The organism is Ruminococcus sp. RTP21359st1_H3_RTP21359_211015 (assembly GCF_040909065.1).
Classification (GTDB): Bacteria; Bacillota; Clostridia; order Oscillospirales; family Ruminococcaceae; genus Hominimerdicola; species Hominimerdicola aceti.
The window spans coordinates 177,343-188,660 of record NZ_JBDGDD010000002.1 but is presented as its reverse complement, the minus strand read 5'-3'; the positions used below and the strand labels follow the sequence as shown (position 1 = coordinate 188,660).

Here is an 11,318-nt window from a genome sequence, read left to right as displayed (position 1 = left end):
TCCTGCGACGACTTAAACGTGCAGCTAGCTGCACGTTTAAGTCGAACAAACAACCGTCCTATGCGTCCCCTCAAATGATTTTCGCCTATCGAATTTCTTAATAATAGTGTCCAATATGATTGACAAACCTACACGAAAAGCAGCGGACAGAAGTCTATCCGCTGTAAAAAACATATATCAGAAGTGCATCTGGTCAGGGTCTTCGATATCCTTTGCAAAACAGCCTGCAACAGGTATCGTTTTGCTGCGATATTTTGAAAGGCCTGCTGCTGTCTCATCGTCAACGATAAATGCCTTATCAACAACTGCATTCTTCGCTTTAAGTGTCATGACCTGAACGCCTATAGTATCTCTCGTAGACTTAGGCATAAGAAGCGCAGTATCAAATATCATCGCTCTTCCGTTAGTTGTGCGAAGCATTATCTCAGCGTTATCCTGCACAAAGAACATTCCCACAAGCTTAGCCTTTGCAGAATAAGCGTTGGCAAGCTTCTTTCTGTTGGTCTTTGTTTCATAGGCATTGAGCGGAACTTTTGCCACCTTTCCGTTTCCAAAACAGAATATCATATAGCCCGAATAATCTACAGTATTCACCATGGACACAACGCCCTCACCGTCATCAAAACCAAGCTTTGCAGGAATATAGTCGCCAAGAGAGCTTGCCTTTGTGTCGGCAAACTGCGATACCTTGGTCTTATACACAGCCGCCTTGTCTGAGAAGAACAGAAGCTCCGTTTTGTTGGTGCTTTCCATTTCCTGAAGCGGACCGTCGCCCTCTTTATACTTCTGCTCGCTTGCCATTCTCAGTGATTGCGGAGTACATTTCTTGAAATAACCGCTTTGAGATAGGAAAAGCTTGCAGGCGTAGTCAGGGATATCGTCCTCTATGTCTATCTCCTCGATATCAGTCTTATAATAGAACTGAGTTTTTCTTGGCTGACCATACTTCTTTGAAACTTCCTTTAATTCGGAAATGATGATATTCTTTATTTTTCTGTCGCTTCCAAGAATATCTTCAAGCTCTGCGATAGCCTTTTCAAGATCCTCAGTTTCGGCAGTTCTTTTGAGGATATACTCACGGTTAAGGTGTCTGAGCTTTATTTCAGCCACATAATCTGCCTGTATCTCGTCAATGCCGAATCCAACCATAAGGTTAGGAACGACCTCTGTTTCTTCTTCCGTTTCTCTGATTATTTTTATAGCCTTGTCTATATCAAGGAGTATCTTTCCAAGACCTTTCAGGAGGTGGAGCTTGTCTTTCTTCTTTGCAAGGTCAAAGCTTGTTCTGCGTCGAACGCAATCCATTCTGAACGCTACCCATTCTTTAATTATATCATAAACGCCCATTATTCTTGGATAGCCGTGAACAAGTATATAGAAATTGCATGAATACGAGTCCTGAAGCGGCGTCAACTTATAAAGCTTTTGCATAAGCTTGTCAGGGTCTACGCCCTTTTTGATATCTATACCTATTTTCAGACCGTTAATGTCCGTTTCATCACGGATATATGATACCTCTCTTATCTTGCCTGCCTTAACGAGAGCAATTATCTTCTCGATTATTGCTTCAACTGTGGTAGTGGCAGGTATCTCAACGATCTCAAGACACCTTGACTCCTTGTCATACTGATATTTTGCTCTCAGCTTAACAGAGCCTTTTCCTGTGCGGTATATCTTATCAAGCTCCTCCTCATCATATAGAAGTGAAGCACCGCCCGGAAAGTCAGGTCCTTTCAGCGTTTCAAGAGCGTTGAAATCAGGATTTTTCATAAGTCCGATAGTTGTCTCGCAAACCTCGCTGAGATTGAACGGACAAACTGATGAAGCCATAGAAACACCGATACCAACGTTGGCATTAACAAGTATTGACGGGTAAGTAGCAGGAAGCAAGGTCGGCTCTGTGGTGGTGTTATCATAGTTAGGAACAAAATCAACAGTGTCCTTGTCTATATCTCCGAAAAGCTCCTGACAGATAGGCATAAGCTTTGCCTCAGTGTATCGAGAGGCAGCATACGCCATATCTCTTGAATATGCCTTACCGAAGTTACCCTTACTCATTACATATGGGTGCAAAAGCGCTTCATTGCCCTGTGAAAGTCTTACCATGGTTTCATATATAGCGCCGTCGCCGTGAGGATTGAGCCTCATGGTCGCACCAACGATATTGGCAGACTTTGTGAGCTTTCCGTTTAAAAGTCCCATTTTATACATGGTATAAAGCAGTTTTCTGTGTGAGGGCTTAAAGCCGTCTATCTCAGGGAACGCTCTTGATACCAAAACGCTCATGGCATATGGCATATAGTTCTTTTCAAGAGACATTGTTATCTTTTCGTCTGCAACAAGTCCTGCACCCTCGATATATGCGTTGTTATTTGGTTTAGCAGTCTTTTTAGGCTCTGCCTTTTTTCTTGCCATAAAATCTATCCTTTCATAAAGTTCGTAAGGTCGGTGCACTTTTTGCCTGTATACTGCATAGCGATCCTGCTTTCGGGATCGGCGTCAAACATATACAGCACCGCAATAAAAATAAATTCAAGTGGTTTCATAAGGATATAGACCACATCAGCACGCAATTTCGTCGATATATGCTGTGAAATGGGATATCCGTGTTTATCGTAAAAGCTTCTCACACATTTGTGAAAACGTGGAAGCTTATCCTGTATAAGCTCTTCAAATGCGTTTGCAACACAAAGCTGTCTGTTCACAACTATCTTATCCCCACGCCGCAGACCCATTCGCTGAGGTTTGACGAGCTTAGCGTGTCCCCCTGCCGCAACTGTGCAAAGATAATGCCCTTGTGAGTAATCAGGCGGCGGAGGTATCTGCTGAGAAAACGTCCAATCGGCTGTTTCCGTGAAAGCCTTTACTATGCTGTCAGGGCGCTGTCCAAATAAAACAAATATCAAAAGCATCACCGCAAGGAGCGGTATCATTGCCACAAAGCTGATAAGATACCAACCAAGGCTTTTTGTGAGAAGCTTATTAAGCCAGCCCATAAAGCCGCTTTTCTCCGCCGAATTGCTGAGATATCCCGTCTGCGCCTTTATTTCACGGCGAATGAGCCTTACGGACATAAGTATATAATTCATTGGAAAAACCAACATCATCACCGTGAAAAAGTTATCCATATTCTTCAAAAGCTGTATCACCAGCAGTATATCAAGCACATTGCCCATATACACCCCTGCAATGAGCATAGCCGCAAACAACGGCGGTTTTCTCTTTGTTATAACACTCAACAGTACAATGCACACCATAGCTATAAAAAACAGGAAGAAAAAACTAAACCTATACTCCCCTGCTATGGGTGTATGAAATTCCCCATGAACAGTTAGAGGAACATCATATTCAACGCCAAGACCTAACCCGTCAAGGTCAAAAACAGACAGCAGCGAACCGATTACCACCGTCAGCACATCAAACAGCGGTCTGTCCAATTCTTTAGGTGCATTCTCAAAAAGCCTTATAGCATTTATTACTGTGAAAAACAATGGAAGTCCAACACATATCACAAGCGCAGACGACCATATAAAAATTGCGTCCATAATGCTCTCCCCTCAAACAGCTTATGAAATATCCGCCATATCAAGATAATCAACACCATTATTGGTGATGAAATCTTTTCTGCCCTGCAAGTCGTCGCCAAGGAGCATATCGAACATCCATTGTGTCTGCTCGATATCGTCAGGTTCTATCTTTATAAGACGTCTTGTGGCAGGGTCCATTGTCGTAAGGCTCATCATCTCCGCCTCGTTCTCGCCAAGACCTTTTGAACGCTGGATATCAAATTTTTTATTGCCTATCATTTTGAGTATCTTCGTCTTTTCGTTCTCGTCATACGCAAAGTAAGTCTTGTCGGAAGTCGTTATCTCAAAGAGCGGTGACTCCGCAATATAAACATATCCTTTTTCAATAAGGGTCGGCACAAGTCTGTAAAGCATTGTGAGTATAAGCGTTCTGATATGGAAGCCGTCAACATCGGCATCAGTACAGATAACTATTTTGTTCCAGCGTAGGTTGTCGAGATTGAACATGGATATCTCCTTGTTCTTGCCCGTCTTGACCTCAACTCCGCAGCCTATGACTTTTATAAGATCTGTGATTATCTCGTTCTTGAAAATCTTATCATAGTCAGCTTTCAAACAGTTGAGTATCTTTCCTCTTACAGGGATAACAGCCTGAAACTCTGCATTTCTTGCCATTTTTACAGAACCGAGCGCCGAGTCGCCCTCCACGATATAAAGCTCACGCTGAGAAAGGTCTTTTGAACGGCAGTCAACGAATTTCTGCACCTGATTTGAAAGATCGATAGAACCTGCAAGCTTTTTCTTCAGGTCTATTCTTGACTTCTCAGCCTTTTCACGGCTTCTCTTGTTTACAAGAACCTGCTCTGCTATCTTCACCGCTTCGTCAGGATTTTCAATAAAGTATATCTCGAGATTGTGCTTCAAGAACTCTGTCATGCACTCCTTGATAAACTTGTTTGTGATAGCTTTCTTTGTCTGATTGGCATATGAAGTCTGTGTAGAAAATGAACTTGAAACAAGCACCAAGCAATCCTCGATATCCTGAAAAGTAATAGGCTTTTCGTTTTTCAGATACTTATTGTTGCTTTTGAGATAAGCATTTATCTGAGATGTGAAAGCACTCTTTACAGCGTCCTCCGGTGAGCCACCATGTTCCAGAAAGCTTGAATTGTGATAATATTCAAGACATTTTACCTGATTAGAGAAAGTGAATGCCACAGAAAGCTTTACCTTATAATCGTCCTTGTCCTCACGGTCACGACCCTTGCGGTCGCCTGTGAAAAACTGCACTGAGGTCAGAGGCTTTTCACCTGCTATCTCTGCAACATAATCGGCGATACCATTCTCATAATAGAACGTCTTTTCTTCAAAAGAATTGTTCTCACGCTGTATACGCAGGATAAATGTGATATTAGGGTTTACTACAGCCTGCTTTTTCAGAACGTCCTCAAAATATTCGTTCTCAATTTTTATATCAGTGAAAACTTCAAGGTCAGGTCGCCAATGTGTCTTTGTACCTGTCTTTTTCTGCTTTGTTTCTTCCTTTTTAAGACCGCCAACGTTTCTTCCCTTTTCAAAATGCAGGTCATACTTATATCCGTCACGGAAAACCTCGACGTCCATAAACTCAGATGAATACTGCGTCGCACAAGCACCTAGTCCGTTAAGACCCAACGAATATTCATAGTTATCTCCGCCGTTATTATTATACTTGCCGCCTGCATAAAGCTCGCAGTAAACAAGCTCCCAGTTATATTTTTTCTCACGCTGGTTATAGTCAACAGGACAACCACGTCCGAAGTCTTCCACCTCGATAGAATCGTCATTGTACTTTGTAACGATTATCTTATCGCCATGACCGTCACGAGCCTCGTCTATAGAGTTTGAAAGAATTTCAAAAACAGAATGTTTACAGCCCTCAAGTCCGTCAGAGCCGAATATTACAGCAGGACGCTTTCTTACTCTGTCCTCCCCCTTAAGAGATACTATATCTTCATTTGTATATTCCTTTTTATTTGCCATTTCTCATTTCCTTTCTTACGGATCTGAAGAATTTTTTACATACAAATTATATTATAACACAAAGTCAACGATTTTGTAAATACATTAATTAAACATTTTTCAGAGCAAAGCCGAACATTTGTTTTGTTACTAATAAACAAAAACACAGGCTATTGATTATTTGAAAAAAATATTATATAATATAGGTAGCTTAAAAAATCGGAGGACAAAATGGATATTACGATAAATGCACCGCTGACCGAAAGCAACTCAAACTCTGCCAAAGCAATGTCCCTTAACAATGGGCTGATATGGTTCATATGCTTTGTTCCGCTTATCGGCTTGTTTCTTGAAAACTATGCAAACTCTGCCACTGCAGGAGCATTTCTTTGGATACTTGTTCCGCTGTTCATGATAGGCTGTTCCATTGCAGATTGCAAACAGCTTATAAAGCATGGCATTGATGCTGCACACCTTTTCAAATGGGTATGGCTAACACCTTTTTATGTTTATAAGCGTGAAAAGCTTTGCGGCAGAGAGCTTTATAAAGCAATAATGTGTGGATTTTTCATTATTGCTGCACTGTTCATGAATGGTTTTACGCAGAGCATAAAAATAAACAACGACTATATGCTCGTATCCGCACAGAACAGTTATGTGCAAAGCCTTGACAACTTTTCGGGAAATTCAGCAAAGATAATCGGTGAGTGCATAGCTTCTTATATAGGTGAGGACGCAAAGTGGGATTGCACAAAGAACGGTCACAACTACACAGTAACAGTAAAAGGCAAACATGGCTCTGATAACTACACTATTTCCTTTTTAATAGTATATGACGGCTTCACCTACAGAAAATTCACCATTACAGACGTAATAAAAAATAAAGTATCACTCCGTGACGATGAATTTAGTGCTGTATGCAAAGAGATATTTACAGAAGATAAAAGCGATACCGACAGTAGCAATGAAGAAAGTTCAAATTCACAAACAGAATAATTTCATGAGCGGACTTTGTTCCGCTCTTTTTGTTGTCAGTATATATAAATGTGTACTAGCAGATATCGCACGATTTGTGTATATGCACAAAGGTGATAAATTTGTCACTTTTTTATTGACTTTGCAAGGCGAAAGTGATATTATTGTCACATAAGGTGATAAATAAATCACCTTGTATATGCAGCTGTTTAAATCACAAATGAAAGAAGATGTAAAAATGAATGACAAAACGAAGATAAAAACAGACAAAATATCATACAAAAAGTATTACAGACAGATGGGTATTTTGGGCACACTGGGTGGAGCGATGTGGATATTCTATTGGATTATGGAAAAGGTGCTGCCTGCGATAAAGAAAGGGCACACACTTACCAATGCGATAAACCTTATCGTATCTTTGGGAACGCTTGCACTGATCGCCATATGCATAACAAAGATGATATCCACGGCCGACAAAAGAGATACAAATGACGAGCTTACTCAGCAGACAACAGCAAAGGTCAATCAAACTTTTATAACATTCCTGTTCACGATTGCCTGCCTGTTTATTTCAGTTATGACTTTGTTTTCCGATATTTTAGGAAGATTTAAGGTCACACTAAACGAATATGTTATAACGGGCTTGATATGGTTTTGCTATGCGGTGTACAATTTTATAGGGCTGTATTTTGAAAGTAAGTTCGATGATGATGAGAACTAGAGGGATAAAAATGAAAGAGAAAAAAGAAAAGAAAAAGATAACTCTGAGAGAATATCACAAAAAGCGTATGGCAACAGGAATTGCAATACTTGTCACAGAGATATTTGAAAACACTGTGGAGCATTACAAGCTTGATAATACAACATGGGCGACGGTGATATTCGTTGTGTTGGCTGCTATGACGGCTTTATTTGCAGTAATATGGCTGTATGCAAGCTGTCAGAAAGTTGACAAAGAGGATGAAATGGCAAAAGAAAATATGCTCAAGGCACATCAAAGTATCACAAAAATGTTTTTGATAATATTAGCAGTGGCGATCTTTATATCAATGTTCTGGGAAGGAAGTATAACCATAAAGATAAACAGCGACAGACTATATCAAGTATGGTTTATATTCTGGTTCAGTTACATGACCCTTGAAAGCGGATTTTTCCTCCACCATGAGGGCAAGCTCAGCACCGATGAGGAGGACGAGTAATGCCGGAGCTAAAAACAAAACTCAAGGAATATCGTGCCAAGCTTGACATGAAGCAGGGTGACCTTGCCGAAAAAGTGGGCGTCAGGCGTGAAACTATCATACGTCTTGAAAAAGGACAATACAATCCGTCCCTAAAGCTTGCAATGGATATTGCAAAGGTATTTGGTGTATCTATAGAGGATATTTTTTCATTTGAAGATGAAAAAAGCTGAAAATACAGTAAAGCAGACGGTTTGCAGGATTTTGGTGCAGAAGAAAAGCATATACTGAAAATGCAAATACAAGCATATAAATACATATTCTAATGTAGATAGGGAAATATTGAATATACGTTGCTTATGCTATGATTATCTTTAGCTTACGCCATATTACTGTGTATATTAGTGTAAAAGGCAAAAGTGAAATGAATTGTGAGAAATCGAGAGAAATGGAGCAAATCGAAGAGAATTAAAGAGAATGAGGGATATAAATTAAAAATTCAGCGTTTTGGCTATTGACAAATCTCAAAAGTAGTAGTACAATAGACAACGTTGTGAGTTCACAGGGCGAAAATGCGGCTGTGAACAGACTTTTTAAAATTCTGAATGGAGGAAATAATATGTCAACTTATATGCCAAAAGCAGGCGACATTACTCGCACATGGTATATTCTCGACGCTGAAGGTCAGTCACTCGGTAGAGTTGCTGCTAAGGCTGCTCACATTCTTCGTGGCAAGCACAAGCCAACTTACGCACCACACGCTGACTGCGGCGACCATGTAATCATCATCAACACAGATAAGGCTGTTCTCACAGGCAAGAAGCTTGATCAGAAGTCTTACAAGTGGCACACAGGCTGGATCGGCGGTCTTAAGGAGATCAAGTATTCAGATATGATGGCTAATCAGTCAGACAGAGCTATGACAATTGCTGTTGAGGGTATGCTCCCTAACAACACACTTGGCAGAGCTGCTGCAAAGAGACTCAGAGTATACAAGGGTGCTGAGCATAATAATGCTGCTCAGAAGCCTGTTAAATACGAACTGTAAGGAAGGAGCAATTTAGATGTACGAATCAAAGCAGCCATATTTCTATGGCACAGGTAGAAGAAAACATTCTGTTGCCCGTGTTCGTGTTTACGAGGGTACAGGTAAGATCACAATCAACGGCAGAGACATTGACGATTACTTCGGTCTTGAGACACTCAAGCTCATCGTTCGTCAGCCATTTGCTGTAACAGATACAATGGATAAGTACGATATCGTTTGCACAGTAACAGGCGGTGGAGTAACAGGTCAGGCTGGTGCAATCAGACATGGTCTTTCAAGAGCTCTTCTTCAGGCTAGCGATGAGTTCAGACCTCTCCTCAAGAAGGAAGGCTTCCTCACTCGTGACCCAAGAATGAAGGAAAGAAAGAAATACGGTCTCAAAGCAGCTCGTCGCGCTCCGCAGTTCAGCAAGCGATAATCGACTGCTCAGACTATATCAAAATGCTTCAAAAAGCCCGGAAAATCAAGGTTTTCCGGGCTTTTGCTATATCTAAACGGGCTGATATGGTTTGACCAAATTTGGCAAAACGAGAGCCGATTTCATCCAATTTTTAGTGGTCCGCAAGTGGTTAACTGGCTAAAAAGAGGGCAAAAAGAGGGGGAAGTGGTTCCCAAAGTGGTTAACCGAGAGCCGATTTTTGGGGTGCTTTTCAGCCCTCCTTCCCCTCGTTTTTTGGCTGTGGCAGTTTGGCATAGTTTGAGCTAATTTGAATAATTGAATATGAATTTGATGTAGCACACAGTATAAATGCTGGGTGCTTTTTTCATTTCAGGAACTCGTATTCCGGCGATAGAAAGAGCCGTCACTTCACTGTTAATTTTGAAGTGGCGGCTTTTTCTATTTCCAGAAACAACAGCAACAATCAGAAATGAGGTGAAGTCATGAACACACAAATCATCGCCATCGCCAACCAGAAAGGCGGCGTTGGCAAAACAACAACCTGTGCGAACTTGGGAATAGGTCTGGCACAGGCCGGAAAGAAAGTGCTTCTGATCGACGGGGACCCGCAAGGAAGCCTGACAATCAGCTTGGGAAATCCGCAACCAGACAAGCTGCCATTTACACTGTCGGATGCAATGGGCAAAATTCTGATGGATCAGCCTATACGCCCCGGAGAAGGTATTCTGCATCATGCAGAAGGCGTTGACCTGATGCCTGCGGATATTCAGCTTTCCGGTATGGAGGTTTCTTTGGTAAACGCCATGAGCCGTGAAACGATTTTACGGCAATATCTGGACACACTGAAGGGACAATATTCCCATATCCTGATTGACTGTCAGCCCTCGTTGGGGATGCTTACGGTCAATGCGCTGGCGGCTGCTAACAGGATCATAATTCCCGTTCAGGCAGAGTATCTGCCCGCCAAAGGACTGGAACAGCTTCTATCTACGGTCAGTAAGGTGAAACGGCAGATCAATCCAAAGCTCCAGATTGACGGTATCCTGCTGACGATGGTGGATAACCGCACCAACTTTGCAAAAGAGATTGCTGCTTTGCTGCGGGACACCTATGGAAGTAAAATCAAAATCTTTGGAACGGAGATTCCACACTCTGTCCGTGCAAAGGAAATCAGCGCAGAGGGAAAAAGTATTTTCGCCCATGACCCTGGCGGCAAGGTGGCAGAGGGGTATCGAAATCTGACGAAGGAGGTGTTGAAACTTGAAAAGCAGCGCGAAAAAAATAGAGCTGGCCTCGGTAGATGATCTGTTCTCCACCGAAGAAGGCCGTCAGGATGCAAAGCTGGAAAAGATTCAGGAGATTCCGCTGTCTGAACTGCATCCCTTTAAGAACCACCCATTCAAAGTCAAGGATGACGAAGCCATGATGGAGACCGCTGACAGTATCAAGCAGTATGGCGTTCTGGTTCCGGCGATTGCTCGACCGGACCCGGAGGGCGGTTATGAGCTGGTAGCCGGACACCGGCGGCACAGAGCCAGTGAGCTGGCAGAAAAGGAGACCATGCCGGTCATTGTTCGGGATTTGGATGATGATGCCGCCACGATCATTATGGTTGACAGCAACCTGCAACGAGAAAGCCTGCTTCCCAGTGAAAGGGCCTTTGCCTATAAGATGAAACTGGATGCCATTAAGCACCAAGGAGCCAGGACGGATTTAACCTCGGCCCAAGTTGGGCCGAAGTTGACTGCGGCAGAAAAAATCGCGGAGAACAGTCCAGATAGCAAATCACAGATTAAAAGATTTATCCGTCTGACCGAGCTGATTCCCGAACTGCTGGACATGGTGGATGAAAAGAAAATTGCCTTAAATCCTGCTTATGAGCTGTCCTTCCTCAAAAAAGAGGAACAGAGGGATTTGCTGGATGCAATGGACAGCGAACAGGCTACCCCTTCTCTTTCTCAAGCCCAGCGGCTCAAGAAATACAGTCAGGAGGGGCATCTGACCCTTGATATGATGCGTGTCATCATGGGTGAGGAAAAGAAAAGCGATCTGGACCGAGTGACATTTACCTCTGACACCTTGCGGAAGTATTTTCCTAAAAGCTATACGCCCCAGCGGATGCAGGAAACCATCATCAAGCTGCTGGAGGCATGGCAGAAAAAGCGTCAGAGAGACCAGGAACGATGAAA

11 protein-coding genes are annotated in these 11,318 nt (G+C 42.4%); 8 read left to right on the top strand and 3 right to left on the bottom strand.

Annotated elements, in window-relative coordinates; genetic code table 11:
- Positions 1-177: 177 nt before the first annotated feature.
- The 3 genes from AB5Z01_RS01595 to AB5Z01_RS01585 are packed head-to-tail and all read right to left on the bottom strand — an operon-like array spanning position 178 to position 5,549.
- Complete coding sequence (locus AB5Z01_RS01595; RefSeq protein ID WP_287216256.1) at positions 178-2,415, bottom strand: DNA topoisomerase (ATP-hydrolyzing) subunit A; 2,238 nt, start codon at positions 2,413-2,415, stop codon at positions 178-180.
- 5 nt (positions 2,416-2,420) lie between these two features.
- Positions 2,421-3,545, bottom strand: a complete 1,125-nt coding sequence (locus AB5Z01_RS01590; RefSeq protein WP_368365235.1) for a DUF6688 family protein — start codon at positions 3,543-3,545, stop codon at positions 2,421-2,423.
- A 21-nt stretch (positions 3,546-3,566) separates the two neighbouring features.
- Positions 3,567-5,549, bottom strand: a complete 1,983-nt coding sequence (locus AB5Z01_RS01585; RefSeq protein WP_022287505.1) for a type IIA DNA topoisomerase subunit B — start codon at positions 5,547-5,549, stop codon at positions 3,567-3,569.
- Between the two features lie 210 nt (positions 5,550-5,759).
- Between AB5Z01_RS01585 and AB5Z01_RS01580 the strand changes: the two genes are divergently transcribed.
- The 8 genes from AB5Z01_RS01580 (at position 5,760) to AB5Z01_RS01545 (ending at position 11,316) form a co-directional block, all read left to right on the top strand.
- The gene (locus AB5Z01_RS01580) at positions 5,760-6,524 is read left to right on the top strand and encodes a hypothetical protein (protein WP_287216455.1); all 765 of its coding nucleotides are present in this window, start codon (positions 5,760-5,762) and stop codon (positions 6,522-6,524) included.
- Positions 6,525-6,741: 217 nt separating this feature from the next.
- The gene (locus tag AB5Z01_RS01575; protein ID WP_368365234.1) at positions 6,742-7,224 is read left to right on the top strand and encodes a hypothetical protein; all 483 of its coding nucleotides are present in this window, start codon (positions 6,742-6,744) and stop codon (positions 7,222-7,224) included.
- A 10-nt stretch (positions 7,225-7,234) separates the two neighbouring features.
- Complete coding sequence (locus tag AB5Z01_RS01570) at positions 7,235-7,702, top strand: hypothetical protein (RefSeq protein ID WP_022287502.1); 468 nt, start codon at positions 7,235-7,237, stop codon at positions 7,700-7,702.
- A complete protein-coding gene (locus AB5Z01_RS01565) occupies positions 7,702-7,914 on the top strand; it encodes a helix-turn-helix transcriptional regulator (RefSeq protein WP_287216453.1) in 213 nt (70 codons plus the stop codon). Before AB5Z01_RS01570 ends, AB5Z01_RS01565 begins: the two co-directional genes overlap by 1 nt.
- 386 nt (positions 7,915-8,300) lie before the next feature.
- Entirely contained in the window at positions 8,301-8,729 is a 429-nt protein-coding gene (rplM, locus tag AB5Z01_RS01560; protein ID WP_022287500.1) for a 50S ribosomal protein L13, read from the top strand.
- A 16-nt stretch (positions 8,730-8,745) separates the two neighbouring features.
- A complete protein-coding gene (gene rpsI, locus AB5Z01_RS01555; RefSeq protein WP_041337331.1) occupies positions 8,746-9,147 on the top strand; it encodes a 30S ribosomal protein S9 in 402 nt (133 codons plus the stop codon).
- A gap of 464 nt (positions 9,148-9,611) precedes the next feature.
- Entirely contained in the window at positions 9,612-10,433 is an 822-nt protein-coding gene (locus tag AB5Z01_RS01550; RefSeq protein WP_005335951.1) for a ParA family protein, read from the top strand.
- Positions 10,390-11,316 (top strand): ParB/RepB/Spo0J family partition protein, encoded by a 927-nt coding sequence (locus tag AB5Z01_RS01545; protein WP_117441092.1) that lies wholly within the window; start codon positions 10,390-10,392, stop codon positions 11,314-11,316. The genes AB5Z01_RS01550 and AB5Z01_RS01545 overlap by 44 nt, the downstream gene beginning before the upstream one ends.
- Positions 11,317-11,318 lie beyond the last annotated feature (2 nt).

Bases quoted from the DNA above. Each gene is read 5' to 3' on its own strand.
- rplM (WP_022287500.1), top strand. From the start codon at position 8,301: ATGTCAACTTATATGCCAAAAGCAGGCGACATTACTCGCACATGGTAT.
- AB5Z01_RS01570 (WP_022287502.1), top strand. From the start codon at position 7,235: ATGAAAGAGAAAAAAGAAAAGAAAAAGATAACTCTGAGAGAATATCAC.
- AB5Z01_RS01575 (WP_368365234.1), top strand. From the start codon at position 6,742: ATGAATGACAAAACGAAGATAAAAACAGACAAAATATCATACAAAAAG.
- AB5Z01_RS01590 (WP_368365235.1), bottom strand. From the start codon at position 3,545: ATGGACGCAATTTTTATATGGTCGTCTGCGCTTGTGATATGTGTTGGA.
- AB5Z01_RS01595 (WP_287216256.1), bottom strand. From the start codon at position 2,415: ATGGCAAGAAAAAAGGCAGAGCCTAAAAAGACTGCTAAACCAAATAAC.
- AB5Z01_RS01585 (WP_022287505.1), bottom strand. From the start codon at position 5,549: ATGGCAAATAAAAAGGAATATACAAATGAAGATATAGTATCTCTTAAG.
- AB5Z01_RS01565 (WP_287216453.1), top strand. From the start codon at position 7,702: ATGCCGGAGCTAAAAACAAAACTCAAGGAATATCGTGCCAAGCTTGAC.
- AB5Z01_RS01550 (WP_005335951.1), top strand. From the start codon at position 9,612: ATGAACACACAAATCATCGCCATCGCCAACCAGAAAGGCGGCGTTGGC.
- AB5Z01_RS01580 (WP_287216455.1), top strand. From the start codon at position 5,760: ATGGATATTACGATAAATGCACCGCTGACCGAAAGCAACTCAAACTCT.
- rpsI (WP_041337331.1), top strand. From the start codon at position 8,746: ATGTACGAATCAAAGCAGCCATATTTCTATGGCACAGGTAGAAGAAAA.